The sequence below is a fragment of the Staphylococcus sp. HMSC034C12 genome (genome assembly GCF_001835895.1).
GTDB lineage: Bacteria > Bacillota > Bacilli > Staphylococcales > Staphylococcaceae > Staphylococcus > Staphylococcus hominis.
Map to the genome: position 1 here is coordinate 150,862 of NZ_KV826358.1, position 14,414 is coordinate 165,275.

Genomic DNA, 14,414 nt, shown 5'->3' on the forward strand with positions numbered 1-14,414 from the left:
GTTTAAATTTAAGACACAATATTTTAATAAATTCTAAGTTCATGTCATTGCTAGTAACCTTAATTAAATTTATAATTATTAAACTAGTTAAACTTAATTATGAAAACGAATGATAAGGCGGAGGATTTAAAAATGTTAAACGAGTGGAAGCATGCAGATCGAAATATGCAATATAGAGTAGTAAATGCTCTAATAAAGGAAAATATATGGACTCATTCAACTACCATTTTTAAAGAAAATCATTATATAACGATTGAGTTTGAACAAGTGCTTCTAAACGTTCATTATAAATACGAAAGTGCATTATCTCGATATGAATTTGATGGGCCGATAATATATATGAATCATCAACATAAAGAATCAGTGGATAGTCTAGAAAAATTATTAGACATACTAGTAACAGACTTTCATATTGATATTCCATTCCATTTAAAAAGTGAACTTATTCATAGCAGAGATAGTTTCATTGAAGTATATAAAGAATTTGATACACGTCATGAGTATCTTCAAAGACATGATAAATATATAAATGACTCAGAACGTTTAAATTTTTTTACTTGGCTAGAAAAGTTGAAAAAAAATAATGATATAGATGACGTACTATATTCTGAAAGCTTAATATTTGAAGGTCATCCTACACATCCACTTACTAAAACAAAATTACCTTTATCAATGGAAGAAGTGAGAACCTATTCGCCAGAATTTGAAAAGATTATTAATTTGAAAGTGATGCTAATACATAATGAGTATGTAAATGTTACAACCATTCTTGATCATTCTCAGTTCATTTTAAATGAGGTTATTCCTGAATATCTTGATGAATTACATACATTCATGAATGATAGAGAACGTTTGCTTAAAGACTATAAAGTCATTTTAGTTCACCCATGGCAATATGAACATACTATTCGTAATAAATTTAAGGAGTGGCTACAAAATCACATTTTGATATCTACTCCATTTCATGTTCCATCTAAAGCAACATCTTCTTTTAGAACAATGTCGCTAATCAATCATCCTTATCATGTGAAATTACCAGTCAATGTTCAAGCTACTAGTGCAGTTAGGACAGTATCTCCAGAAACAACAATTGATGGACCCAAATTAAGTCAAGCATTACATCGTGAATTAAATCAGTATACACAATTAGATGTTGTACTTGAGCCCTATGGTTTATTTGCTAAAACAGATAGTGACGATGCTAGACAACTTGCTTGTATTATTCGTGAAAAGCCTTTTATAAAGAACGATGGTATTTTATTAGTTACAGGTGCATTAGTAAATAAAAATGTAGTAGATAATGAAATCACAGTAGATAGTTACCTTAAATGGATTAATGATGATATCAATCAACATACCATTCATCAGTTTATGCGAAATTATACTCGTCAGCTGGTAACACCTTTATTAGCTTTAATACAAGATTATGGTATAGCTTTAGAAGCACATATGCAAAATACACTAGTGCATTTAGGACCAAAGTATCAAATACAATTTATAGTGCGAGATCTCGGTGGCTCTCGAATAGATATTAAAACCCTAAGTCAAAGATTAAAGCATATAGAAGTGGAAAATAAAAGTTTACTTGCAGACTCAATTGAAGAAGTCATTATGAAATTTCAACACGCAGTCGTTCAAAATCAACTAGCAGAATTAATTTTTCATTTTAAAAAGTATGAATTTATAAAAGAAGAAGAACTTTTTAATATAATTCAAGAAGAAATAGAAGTAGCAATTAATGATACTAAGCCTCATGCAGATACATTAAGAAAAGTTTTATTTGGACCTACAATTACAGTAAAAGCATTGTTGAAAATGAGAATGAAAAAGAAAGTGAAAAAATATCTGAATATTAGTTTAGATAATCCAATAAAAAGAGAGGTGAATTAAGTGTCTCGTATTGTAATCAATTTATCAAAGATTGAATATAATGCACATGTATTAAAAATGTTGTTTGACAGCAAAAATATAGCCATGATACCTGTGATAAAAAGTATTGCTGGAGATGAACATATCATTAAACGATTAATGAAAGTAGGATTTAACTACTTTGCAGAATCTCGACTAGAAAATATTCCTCAGCAATTTACAAAAGATTGTCAATTTTTACTTTTGAGATCTCCTTTAAAGCATCAGTATGAAGATTTGATTAAAAAGAGTTACGTAAGTATTCAAACAGAAATGGCAACAATACATCAGTTAAATCATATTGCAAATGAAATGAGTAATCAACATCAAGTTATATTGATGGTCGATTGGAAAGATCAACGTGAAGGTGTATTACCTTATGATATAGTTGAATATATTCATGAAATAAAACTAATGAATAATATAAAACTTTTAGGTCTTGCATTTAATTTCATGTGTTTTAAGTCTAAAGCTCCAACATTAAATGATATCGACGAAATAAATCAATTTGTTCATCATGTACAATACGAAACAGGAGTATCATTTGAAGTTATTTCTGGAGGTAACTCAAGTATGCTTCCATTATTAAAACAATATGATTTAGGATGTATTAATGAGTTGAGAATAGGAGAAACATTATTTCGTGGTGTGGATACAACTACTAATCAAAATATACCCGAGTTATTTCAAAATGCAATATTACTTGAAGCGGAAATTATTGAAATTAAACCTAGGTATACGAAGACAAAAGAAAGTTACTTACAAGCTATTGTAGATGTGGGATATATTGATACTGTGATTGAAAAAATAAAACCACTCAATCATCGAATAGAAATTATGGGTGCTTCAAGTGATCATTTAATGATAGATTTAAAAGAAGAAATTAACTATAAAGTAGGAGATTGCATACCATTTTCATTAGAATACGAAGCGCTATCACAACTAATGTATCATCAGAGAATGGAAAAATATTATAGTGAAGAACATACTATTTCTCAACGTATTAACAATTTGAATCAATCAAAATATATCAACAACAAATAACGCATTATATAGAATCTGAGACATCAATAGTGTCTCAGATTTCTTTATGCGTTGGCGTTGGCAGTCAACGTTTTCGTGATGGGCCAACGAATTCAAAATAAATTCTGTGCCAATCTTTATTTTTATATTTTATTGACAATGATAATCGTTATCAATAAAATGAAGATATACCTCAATACATATTAAGGAGTGTCATCATGAAAAGAACAACAATTTTTGGAATTATTTCAATATTACTGATTTTAGTATTAACAACTGCATGTGGAAAGGTAAGTAACAATGGTTCAAATTCATCTAATCAAATTTCGTCATCTAAAGATATTATTGAGATTAAACATGATTTAGGAACAACTAAAGTACCTAAAGATGCTAAGAGAGTAGTAGCTTTAGAATTTTCATTTGTTGATGCATTAGTAGCTTTGGATGTTAAGCCTGTAGGAATAGCAGACGATAATAAAAAGAATAGAATAATTAAACCGTTAAGAGATAAAATTGGAAATTATACATCTGTTGGTACGCGTAAACAACCAAATTTAGAAGAAATAAGTAAATTAAAACCTGATTTAATTATTGCTGACAGTAATCGACATAAAGGAATTTATAAGGAATTAAGTAAAATTGCTCCAACAATAGAATTAAAAAGCTTCGACGGCGACTATAATGAAAATATCGGAGCGTTTAAAGTTATAGCTAAATCTCTTAATAAAGAGAAACAGGGTAAAAAACGTTTAGACGAACATAAGAAAAAAATAGCTCAATATAAACAAGAGATTCAATTTGATAAAAATGAAAAAGTACTTCCAGCTGTAGCTTCTAAGTCTGGGTTACTAGCGCATCCAAGTGAATCTTATGTGGGACAGTTATTAGGTGAATTAGGTTTTAAAGAAGCATTAAATAAAGATGTGACGAAAGGATTAAGTAAATATTTACAAGGACCTTATTTACAACTCAATTCAGAAACATTATCTGAAATCAATCCAGAACGCATGTTTATTATGACAAATGGTGCAAGTTCTAATGAACCTTCTTATCAAGAATTGAAAAAAGATCCTATTTGGAACAAACTTGATGCAGTTAAAAATCATAAAATAGATGTGGTTGATCGTGATACATGGGCCCGCGCACGTGGTTTAATCTCTTCAGAAGAAATGGCTAAAGAAATCGTAGAAATCTCAAAAAAAGATAGAAATAAATAGGATGGATTGACAATGACTATACAAAAAAGTAATCGTCTTTCTGCTAATAAAAGATCAATCAAGAAGCGTATGACACTCACCTTTTCAGTGAGTGTTTGCCTTCTTGTTATTTTTGTTTATCTTAATTTAGCCACTGGAACTTTAAATATTCAAACTAAAGATATGTATCATTACTTTTTTACTTCAATTGAAAACAAGCAGACGTTTATCATTCAAAGTGTTAGAATGCCAAGGATGATTGTTGCCATACTTGTGGGAGGTGCCTTAGCTCTGGCTGGTTTACTCATGCAATCTATAACTAGAAATCCATTAGCATCTCCGCAAATATTTGGGGTAAATGCGGGTGCTTCATTTATTATCGTATTAGTGACAGTATTAATGCCTACGATGGGAAACTATGCAACCTATTTAGCGTTTATTGGGGCATTTATTGGTGGGTTAACTGTGTATTTATTATCTGGTTCTACGAAAAAAATAACACCAGTGAAATTAGCTTTAGCAGGAATGGCAGTACATTTGTTTTTTAGTAGTCTTACACAAGGTATTATTTTACTTAATGAAGATTCTAATTCTACTGTTATGTTTTGGTTAGTTGGCTCTTTAAATGGAATGAAATGGAAAGATGTAATGATAATTTGTCCTTGGATTCTTATGGGACTTATCATACTAATTGCATTTGCAAGACAACTTACAATAATGGAATTAGGTGATACACTAGCCAAAAGTTTAGGTCAAAAAACTGAAGTGATAAGAATCATTATCGGATTACTTGTTATTATATTTGCTGGGACATCTGTCTCTATTGTAGGACCTATTGGATTTATAGGATTAATCGTGCCACATATAGTAAAACGTTATGCACCGCATAATTACTTCATTTTAATTCCGTTAACATTTATAGTTGGCGCAAATTTATTGTTATTATCTGATACATTGAGTCGTTTAATTACATATCCCTATGAATCACCAGTTGGAATTGTTACTTCATTTATAGGCGCATTTTATTTCTTATTTATTACTTTAAGGAGAGTGAAACGAATATGACACACCACTCATTAGCTATTCGTTATGCACTTGTCGTTACGATATTAATCATAAGTATATTTATTAGCTTATGCGTCGGCGCAACAATGTATAATCCCGTTAAAGTAATAAATAGTTTATTGATACAAGATGATTTTATTCTAAATGAATATCGTATACCTAGAACACTTTTAGGATTAATAGTAGGAAGTAGTTTAGCTATTTCAGGAACCATCATACAAGGGGTAGTAAAAAATCCTCTCGCTTCTCCAGATGTTATTGGAATGACTAAAGGTGCAAGTTTAGCAGCGATTATAATTATTATGGTTTTTCCCAATGCTCCTTTAATCATTTTACCTATGGGTTCATTTGTTGGTGCATTAATAATCAGTTTAATTTTATCTTTTTTAATATCTCAATTTAATATTAAAGGATCTACCTTGGCATTAATTGGCTTAGCAATTGGTGCTATATGTACAGCAATTGTACAATTTTTACTAATACGAAATCCCATGGATGCAAATAATGCGCTTATATGGTTAACAGGTAGTCTTTATGGTCATACGATAGAAAATGTATATTCAATTTTACCTTGGTTTATTATTACGATTCCAATCGTCATTGCTTTAAGTCATCAACTCGATATCTTAAACCTAGGAGATTCAATAGCGATAGCATTAGGTACACGAATAAAACGTATTAAAATGATACTGTTGATTTTATCAGTGATGTTAGCAGGATCATCTATTTCAATAGTTGGAGGAATCAGTTTTCTTGGATTGATTGCGCCACACATAGCTCGAAAAATCGTCGGATATCGTCATGTTCACGTCGTAATGATGTCTGGTTTAATTGGAGCAATCCTCATTTTATTTAGTGATGGATTAGCAAGAGGTATTCATCCGCCACTTGATATACCAGTAGGCGTAGTTATTGCCATTGTTGGTGTTCCATACTTTTTATTGTTACTTAGAAGAATTTAAATATTAAAGAGTGAGATCGTATTCACAGTGAATACGATCTCACATTTTTTGTGAAATTTTAAACTTTTGTATATTGCAAGTTATTTGAAAATAAGATATAGTAAAGTACATATTGTTTATAAAAATACATATAAAGTTATATTTATATAATTAATAGGCGTTAATTTCGATGAAAATACAAAACAAATGAATAAATACAATTACCTATACAAATAGAAAGAAGGGTGAATATTGGAGAATTATAACAAACAGGAGAAAATAAAAGGAAGAATAAAATTTATATCGATGTCAATCATTGGTATTATTTTATTTTTAATACCCATTCCAATTGTACAAGATGGGGAGAAACAAACAACATTACCAGTGGCATTTTTGGCAAATTGGTTAAAAGATTTATTAGGACCTGCAATGTCAATTCTCATTATTACAATCATTACGTTATCGACTATTTTGACTATTTTATTTTCAACAATTTTAAAGGATAAAGTAAAACCAGGTGGTCTTATCGCGAATGCATTTCAAGTAGGCCCAGTGTGGATGATATTAAGAGTACTTGCAGTTGTATTTGCTTGGATGACTTATTTTAAAATTGGAAGTAAAGTGATCTATTCAGAAGATACGGGCGGATTAGTATTTAATGACTTATTACCTACATTAGTAGCAGTATTCCTTTTTGCTGCCTTATTTTTACCTTTATTAATGGAATACGGTTTATTAGAATTTTTAGGACCATTGTTTAGACCAATCATGAGACCATTATTTACTTTACCAGGACGATCAGCAGTTGATAATTTAGCCTCATTTATAGGAGATGGAACAGTAGGCGTGCTTATTACAAGTCGTCAATATGAAAAAGGTATTTATTCAAAAAGAGAATCAATAGTAATTTCTACAACTTTTAGTGTTGTATCGATCACATTTGCTATTGTTATTGCTCAAACTATTGGATTACAACAAAAGTTTTTTGTATTTTATTTAACAGTAATTGTTTCTTGCTTAGTTGCAGCGATGATCATGCCAAGAATATGGCCACTAAATCAAATTCCGGATGATTTTACGAAAGAAGTATCTGAAAGTACACGACTTGAAAAACTTCCAGAAGGAAAAACTGCATTAGCTCACGGTTTTGATGAAGCTACAATTGTAGGGCTAAAAGCACCAGGAGTTAAAGAATTTTTTAAAACGGGAATTAAAACGGTGATTGATATGTGGTTTGTTATTTTACCAGTAGTTATGAGTATAGGGACTATTGCTACGATAATAGCAAATTATACACCAGTATTTGAAATCATAGGAAAGCCATTTATTCCTATATTACAATTACTTCAAATTCCTGAAGCTGCAAAAGCATCCGAAACTTTACTTATTGGTTTTGCAGATATGTTTTTACCTTCTATCTTAATAGCGACGGTGCACAGTGAATTGACACGATTTGTGATTGGTGCTTTAAGTATATCTCAATTAATTTATCTATCTGAAGTGGGCGGTGTGATTTTAGGTTCTAAAATTCCGGTCAGTCTCGGAAAGTTATTTATGATATTTTTAATTAGAACTGCAATCACATTACCAATTATTGCTTTAATGGCACATTTATTACTATAAAAAAGAAGCAGGGTAAGGATTGATGAATGCAATTCCAATTCCTTCCTGCTTCTTTTTCTATTCTAAAGTTGATAGTACGTTTGCTTTTACAATTTCACTTGTTACTACTGGTGAATCTTCTGTTGAAGATTTTCCAGTATTTTTATGTGCTTCTTTAAACGCATCACTTTGGGTCCAAGCTTTGAAGTTTTCTTCATTGTCCCACCATGTATTAACATACATATCTTCAGCATCATTAGTATTGTCAATTTGCCATACTTCAATTTTTCTGAAACCGTCTAGTTGTTCAATCTTACCACCTTTAGTGAAACGTGGTGCCATTTTTTCAGCAAATCCTTTTTTTACAGTAATACGATTTGTAACAACAAACATAGTCAGACCTCCTTGCTTATTTATTTTAATAATATACAAATTCAAAGATATATCAAATAAAACACATGTAATAAATAAGAAAAATAAACGTTTAAAGAAAGGTATCTATATACCGAAAATATGTTCGTATTTTAAGACTATTTATGTTAATATATCTTTAATAAAGGAGAAGATAAATGACAGGAAAAACGCATGTAGCTGCTGGTTTGCTTGTAGGAGCAATAACAGTTGACCATTATCATACAGATCTATTTTCTACTGTAACAGTAATTTGTTTAGCAATAGCAGGAAGTTTACTTCCAGATATTTGTCATACAAGAAGTAAGATTGGAAGACAATTTAAAATTCTTAGTTTGCTCGTTAGTACTATCTTTGGGCATCGAACATTTACGCATTCATTGTTATTCTTAGGTATGATAGGTTTTTTACTTATTTTAATTCAAACTCCGACTTATTATTTAGTTACTATTATCGGTGCAATGGCTTCTCATGTTATACTAGATATGTTGACACCTAGAGGGGTAAAGTTACTTTATCCAATACCTTTAGCGATTAAGTTTCCTTTTACTTTCAAAACTGGTGGTTTTTTAGATGCATCCTTATCAACAGCTTTTAGTATTGGAGCAATATACATAATATTTCAAGAGTTTATAAATGAAATTTTGAAATATGTGAGCCATTCATTGTCCGGATGATATCAATGAATATGATGGATCATCTTTCTTGTCTTAATATCAAATTTATAATTAATATGATAAATATATTTGAATGACACGAACTATCTATAAGGAGAGTTATAAATGCTAGATCAAAGTAAATTAGAAAAATACAATCAAGAACATTTAATTGAATATGAGAAAATGATGAGTAGTAATGAAAAAGAGCAATTAGATGAAAAAGTGAACTCATTAGATTTAGAATTTATTCAAGAACTTTATCAAAGTTTATATGTTAATCGTAAAACAATTACAGATGTTACTGCAGTTTCTGAAGTTGATTATAAAATTAAGGAAGCATTCACTGAACAAGATCGTGAATATTATGAACATAAAGGAATAGAAGCAATAAGAAATGGAGAATTTGCTGTTGTTCTTATGGCTGGTGGTCAAGGCACACGTTTAGGTTATAAGGGACCTAAAGGTTCTTTTGAAATTGAAGGTGTAAGCTTATTTGAACTTCAAGCAAGACAACTATTGCATCTAAAAAATGAAACAGGACATTGTATTAATTGGTATATTATGACTAGTGATATTAATCATGAGGAAACATTACGTTACTTTGAAAACCATGATTATTTTGGTTATAACCCAGAACGTATTCACTTTTTTAAACAAGACAACATTGTGGCTCTAAGTGAAAATGGTAGACTGATTTTTAATGAAAAAGGCTATATTATGGAAACACCTAATGGTAATGGTGGGATATTTAAATCGCTAGAGCATAAAGGTTATTTAGATAAAATGGAGAAAGATGGCGTAAAGTTCATTTTCTTAAATAATATTGACAATGTGTTAGTAAAAGTTCTTGATCCAGTATTTGTAGGATTTACAGTAGTAAATGATAAAGATATCACATCTAAATCTATTCAACCTAAAAAGGGTGAAAGTGTTGGACGATTAGTTAGTAAAGATAATAAAGATACTGTACTTGAATATTCAGAACTTGATGAAAATGTAGCGAATACATTTGATAATGCAAATATTGGCATTCACGCATTTAAGTTATCATTTATAAATCAAGCGGTAAATAATGATTTACCATATCATTTAGCCATTAAAAAATTGAAACAACTGGATGATGACTTTGGTTTGATTGAAAAAACATCTTTAAAATTTGAACTATTTTATTTTGATATTTTCCGATATGCGAATAGTTTTATTACATTACAAGTTCCAAGAAAAGAAGAATTTTCACCCTTGAAAAATAAAGAGGGAAAAGACAGTGTAGAAACTGCAACTGATGATTTAAAACGAATGAATGTAATTTAAAGGATGGTGGAATACGATGTCTAAATCATCTCAGCATACAAAAGATAATGTAATTGAATCATTTAAAGACATCATTCCACTATCTTTTGGCGAGGAAATTGGTAATGCAACCTCACATGGTGTTGCTGCACTAATGACTTTATTTTTACTGCCTTATGCAGCAGTACATAGTTATAATGAGTATGGAACACTAAGTTCTATTAGTGTCTCTATCTTTGTTATTAGTATTTTCATGATGTTTATTTCCTCTACTGTATATCATTCAATGAAAAATAATACATCGCATAAGTATATATTAAGAATTATTGACCACAGTATGATATATGTAGCAATTTCTGGAACGTATACACCAGTCTTACTAACAGTTGTTGGAGGTTGGTTAGGATGGCTGGTCTTTTTGTTATTATGGGGAACAACAATATGGGGTATTCTATATAAGTCAATTTCAACTCATGTAAATTCCAAATTAAGCTTAATTGTTTACTTAGTTATGGGATGGGTTGGTATTATATTTTTACCTGTGATTATTATTAGAACATCTTGGTTATTTATTTTATTTATCGTATTAGGTGGTCTTTCTTATACTATTGGAGCATGGTTTTATGCACAAAAAAACCGTCCATATTTTCATATGATATGGCATATTTTTATCGTTATTGCATCACTCTTTCATTTTATAGGAATCGTATATTTTATGTAGACCTAGTTGAAAGGTTATATCATTGAGAATAACTTAGTTTATTAAGTGCTTATTTAGAAACAGGACTATGAATTCAAAAAGAATTCTATCCTGTTTTTTCTTTTTTTAATAATACATTAAAATTGTTTATGAATATAATTAAGGATATTCTATATTATGAACTTTTTAAATATATAGGAGGGCAAAGATGAAATTAAAATCAATAGGTATTGTAGTGACTTTGGTTTTAACAATGTTTATGGCAGCAATTGAAAGTTCAATTATTTCACTAGCATTGCCTACCATTCGTAAAGATTTGAATGCTGGTACAGCAGTGCCATTAGTCTTTACCGTTTATTTTATAGCACTTGTAGTAGCAAATCCTATTGTGGGTGAACTTCTCACAAGATTTAAGATTCTATATATAGCTGTAGTCGGCATACTATTATTTGGTATTGGAAGTTTTATGTCAGGCATGAGTGAGACGTTTATAATGTTAATTATTTCAAGAGCCATCCAGGGACTTGGCGCAGGAGTTATGATGTCTTTGACTCAAATTGTACCAAAACTAGCATTTGAAATTCCGCTTCGTTACAAAATAATGGGCATCGTTGGAAGTGTCTGGGGAATTTCAAGTATTCTTGGACCATTATTAGGTGGTGGAATATTAGAAGTTGCAACATGGCATTGGTTGTTTTATATCAATATACCAATAGCATTGATAGCTATTGTTTTAGCTTTTCTTACTTTTCATTTTCCAGAAGAAGCGGAAGTACAACATATACACTTTGATGCAAAAGGATTATCTTTGTTTTATATTTTTATCGGACTTCTTATGTTTAGTTTATTAAATAAAACAGGTGTTACTTTTAATATTATTGCATTAATACTAGCAATAGTTATATTATTCGTTTTATTCAAATATGAAAATAAAACAGATATGCCTTTTTTACCAATAAGTGAATTTAATAAATCAATTTCACTGGTATTTATAACTGATTTACTTATAGCAATATGTCTAATGGGGTATAACTTATATATACCTGTTTATTTACAAGATCATTTAAAATTATCTCCACTACAAAGTGGATTAGTTATATTTCCACTTTCTGTTGCATGGTTAGCTTTAAACTTCAACTTAGCTAAAGTAGAATCAAAATTTTCAAGAAAAAAACTATATATCGGAGCTTTCATATCATTAATTTTAAGTAATATGATTTTAGTATTTGGACTTCATATTCCTCTTATTATTGCGGGAGCTGTGATTCTTGCAGGATTGAGTTTTGGCTTTGTTTATACTAAAGACAGTGTTATTGTTCAAGAAGAAACAAGTCCTAAATATATGAAAAAAATGATGTCATTCTATGCATTAACTAAAAATTTAGGATCATCTATAGGATCTACATTGATGGGGTCATTATATGCACTTCAATTTGGTTTATTAGGAGGTAACTTTTATAATATATTAACTGTAATCACAATTATTGCGCTTATATTAATTTTAATGTGGGTATTTTTATTTAAAGAGAATAAAGAAAGTATAAAATAATAATTTTAAGTTACTATATATAAATGATAAAGTGGCATTATAAAGTATGGATGAAAAGAGGAGGAAAGAGAGAAATGAAATTTTCTAATCAAAAATTTAATGGTATCTTTCCGGCTCTTCTTATTCTTCTTATTTTTATTCTATCAGGTTGTATATTTTTAATATTTTTAGGATTTGGGTTATTTGGATTAAGTCGAATTCTTATTTTTTTAAAATTAGGATTCTTTACATATAATAAGGATTTATTCAGCAATTTAGTATATTACGGTAGCTATATAGTATTTGGATACTTTTTGCTATTCGCTATTGAGCATTTAATGGATTACTTTAGAAAGCAATTACCTAATAATCCATATTTTAATGGAACACTATTTCATTTAATTTCATATGTGATTACGACTATTCTATTCTATTTTGTTATTCATATTCATTACGTATATATTAAAATTGAATTTTGGGTTATTGCATTAATTATTGGAATACTATATTTATGTAAAATGATTTTTTATCCAGATAGCGAAGACTTGAATGATAAGAAGTAAACATAAGCTATAAATTCTTGATAAATTCAGCACAGATTATAAGTAAATTTGTTAAAATGTAAATATAAAGAAACTTAAGGGGGATAATGAGTTGTTAACGGTAGAACAAGTAAAAAAAATAGTGGGAGACTTAAAAGACCCAATTATTAATGTGCCTTTAAAAGAAACAAAGGGAATTGTAGAAGTAAAAATAAAAGAAGAAATTCAACATGTAAGTGTTAAAGTTGCTATGGCTCAATTAGGAGGACAACCACAGCTTGATTTGCAAATGTCAGTGGTTAAAGCTTTAAAAGAAAACGGAGCAAATACAGTGGGCATTCGTTTTGAGGAACTACCTGCTGAAGTTGTGGAAAAATATACAGGAAAAGAAAAAGAGAAACCTAAGACAATTGAGGGATTATTATCACAGAATAATCCAGTGGAGTTTATTGCAATTGCTTCTGGTAAAGGTGGAGTAGGGAAATCAACTATAGCCGTAAACTTAGCAGTAGCATTAGCGAGAGAGGGTAAAAGAGTAGGTCTCATAGATGCTGACATTTATGGTTTTAGTGTTCCAGATATGATGGGGATAGATGAAAAGCCTGGTGTTCAAGGAAAAGAGATTATTCCTGTAGAACGTCATGGTGTTAAAGTGATTTCAATGGCATTTTTCGTTGAAGAAAATGCACCAGTTATTTGGCGTGGTCCTATGTTAGGAAAAATGTTGACGAATTTCTTTGTTGAAGTTAAATGGGGAGAATTAGATTACTTATTACTTGATTTACCTCCTGGAACAGGTGATGTAGCCCTTGACGTTCATTCAATGTTACCAAGTAGTAAAGAAATAATAGTAACCACACCACATCCAACAGCAGCATTTGTAGCAGCAAGAGCTGGAGCTATGGCTAAGCATACAGAGCATTCTATTTTAGGTGTTATTGAAAATATGAGTTATTTCGAAAGTAAAGAAACTGGAAAAAAAGAGTATGTATTTGGTAAAGGTGGAGGACGTAAACTTGCGGACGAGCTCAATACCCAATTGTTAGGAGAACTACCTCTTGAACAACCTTCTTGGAATCCTAATGACTTTTCACCATCTATTTATCAAGAAGAAGATCGATTAGGAAAAATCTATAAAACAATTGCGCAAAAAGTAATTGCTGCAACAATAAAATAATAAATAAATATTAGTGTAAAAGTGCTCGAAAAAAATATCATTTCGAGCGCTTTTTCTATTGCAAAATATAAAAATTCTGATAGAATATCTTTTTGTGAGCAAGTTAGAAGAATTGCTTAAAACAAAAATAAAATTATTAAAATAATTTGTTGACACTAAATGAATTGTTTGATAAGATATAAAAGTCGTTTTCAAGAAGTGTTAATACATTTTAAAAAATGTAAATTCGGTGTAAAATTTACCATTGCAAAATCTTGAAAAACGATATAAAATATTAAAAGTAATCGAAATTAGTTATTGACTTTCGAAATTGAAGTTGATATAATTTAATAGATTATATTTTAAATGAACATTGAAAACTGAATGACAATA

13 protein-coding genes are annotated in these 14,414 nt (G+C 29.8%); 12 read left to right on the top strand and 1 reads right to left on the bottom strand.

The window, feature by feature from the left end:
- Positions 1-132 precede the first annotated feature (132 nt).
- The 6 genes from HMPREF2629_RS10250 (at position 133) to HMPREF2629_RS10275 (ending at position 7,756) form a co-directional block, all read left to right on the top strand.
- The gene (locus HMPREF2629_RS10250) at positions 133-1,890 is read left to right on the top strand and encodes an IucA/IucC family protein (RefSeq protein ID WP_070813366.1); all 1,758 of its coding nucleotides are present in this window, start codon (positions 133-135) and stop codon (positions 1,888-1,890) included.
- Complete coding sequence (locus HMPREF2629_RS10255) at positions 1,891-2,952, top strand: alanine racemase (RefSeq protein ID WP_017175374.1); 1,062 nt, start codon at positions 1,891-1,893, stop codon at positions 2,950-2,952.
- Between the two features lie 197 nt (positions 2,953-3,149).
- On the top strand, positions 3,150-4,148 hold the full coding sequence (locus tag HMPREF2629_RS10260) for an ABC transporter substrate-binding protein (RefSeq protein ID WP_017175373.1): 999 nt from the start codon (positions 3,150-3,152) through the stop codon (positions 4,146-4,148).
- A gap of 12 nt (positions 4,149-4,160) precedes the next feature.
- A complete protein-coding gene (locus HMPREF2629_RS10265; RefSeq protein ID WP_017175372.1) occupies positions 4,161-5,192 on the top strand; it encodes a FecCD family ABC transporter permease in 1,032 nt (343 codons plus the stop codon).
- On the top strand, positions 5,189-6,154 hold the full coding sequence (locus HMPREF2629_RS10270) for a FecCD family ABC transporter permease (RefSeq protein WP_017175371.1): 966 nt from the start codon (positions 5,189-5,191) through the stop codon (positions 6,152-6,154). The genes HMPREF2629_RS10265 and HMPREF2629_RS10270 overlap by 4 nt, the downstream gene beginning before the upstream one ends.
- 285 nt (positions 6,155-6,439) lie before the next feature.
- A complete protein-coding gene (locus HMPREF2629_RS10275; protein WP_017175370.1) occupies positions 6,440-7,756 on the top strand; it encodes a YjiH family protein in 1,317 nt (438 codons plus the stop codon).
- A gap of 57 nt (positions 7,757-7,813) precedes the next feature.
- Here the strand turns inward: HMPREF2629_RS10275 and HMPREF2629_RS10280 are convergent, their stop codons facing one another.
- The gene (locus HMPREF2629_RS10280; protein WP_019835203.1) at positions 7,814-8,128 is read right to left on the bottom strand and encodes a heme oxygenase; all 315 of its coding nucleotides are present in this window, start codon (positions 8,126-8,128) and stop codon (positions 7,814-7,816) included.
- Positions 8,129-8,304: 176 nt separating this feature from the next.
- Between HMPREF2629_RS10280 and HMPREF2629_RS10285 the strand changes: the two genes are divergently transcribed.
- From HMPREF2629_RS10285 to HMPREF2629_RS10310, 6 genes are all read left to right on the top strand, one after another.
- A complete protein-coding gene (locus tag HMPREF2629_RS10285; protein ID WP_017175369.1) occupies positions 8,305-8,823 on the top strand; it encodes a metal-dependent hydrolase in 519 nt (172 codons plus the stop codon).
- Between the two features lie 105 nt (positions 8,824-8,928).
- Positions 8,929-10,116, top strand: coding sequence for a UTP--glucose-1-phosphate uridylyltransferase (locus tag HMPREF2629_RS10290; protein WP_019835205.1), 1,188 nt, complete (start codon positions 8,929-8,931; stop codon positions 10,114-10,116).
- Positions 10,117-10,132: 16 nt separating this feature from the next.
- The gene (locus HMPREF2629_RS10295; RefSeq protein WP_019835206.1) at positions 10,133-10,816 is read left to right on the top strand and encodes a PAQR family membrane homeostasis protein TrhA; all 684 of its coding nucleotides are present in this window, start codon (positions 10,133-10,135) and stop codon (positions 10,814-10,816) included.
- Positions 10,817-11,003: 187 nt separating this feature from the next.
- The gene (sdrM, locus tag HMPREF2629_RS10300; RefSeq protein WP_054105704.1) at positions 11,004-12,344 is read left to right on the top strand and encodes a multidrug efflux MFS transporter SdrM; all 1,341 of its coding nucleotides are present in this window, start codon (positions 11,004-11,006) and stop codon (positions 12,342-12,344) included.
- A 74-nt stretch (positions 12,345-12,418) separates the two neighbouring features.
- Positions 12,419-12,886, top strand: a complete 468-nt coding sequence (locus tag HMPREF2629_RS10305) for a SepA family multidrug efflux transporter (RefSeq protein ID WP_019835208.1) — start codon at positions 12,419-12,421, stop codon at positions 12,884-12,886.
- Between the two features lie 91 nt (positions 12,887-12,977).
- Positions 12,978-14,042, top strand: coding sequence for an Mrp/NBP35 family ATP-binding protein (locus tag HMPREF2629_RS10310; protein WP_048762029.1), 1,065 nt, complete (start codon positions 12,978-12,980; stop codon positions 14,040-14,042).
- Positions 14,043-14,414: the final 372 nt, after the last annotated feature.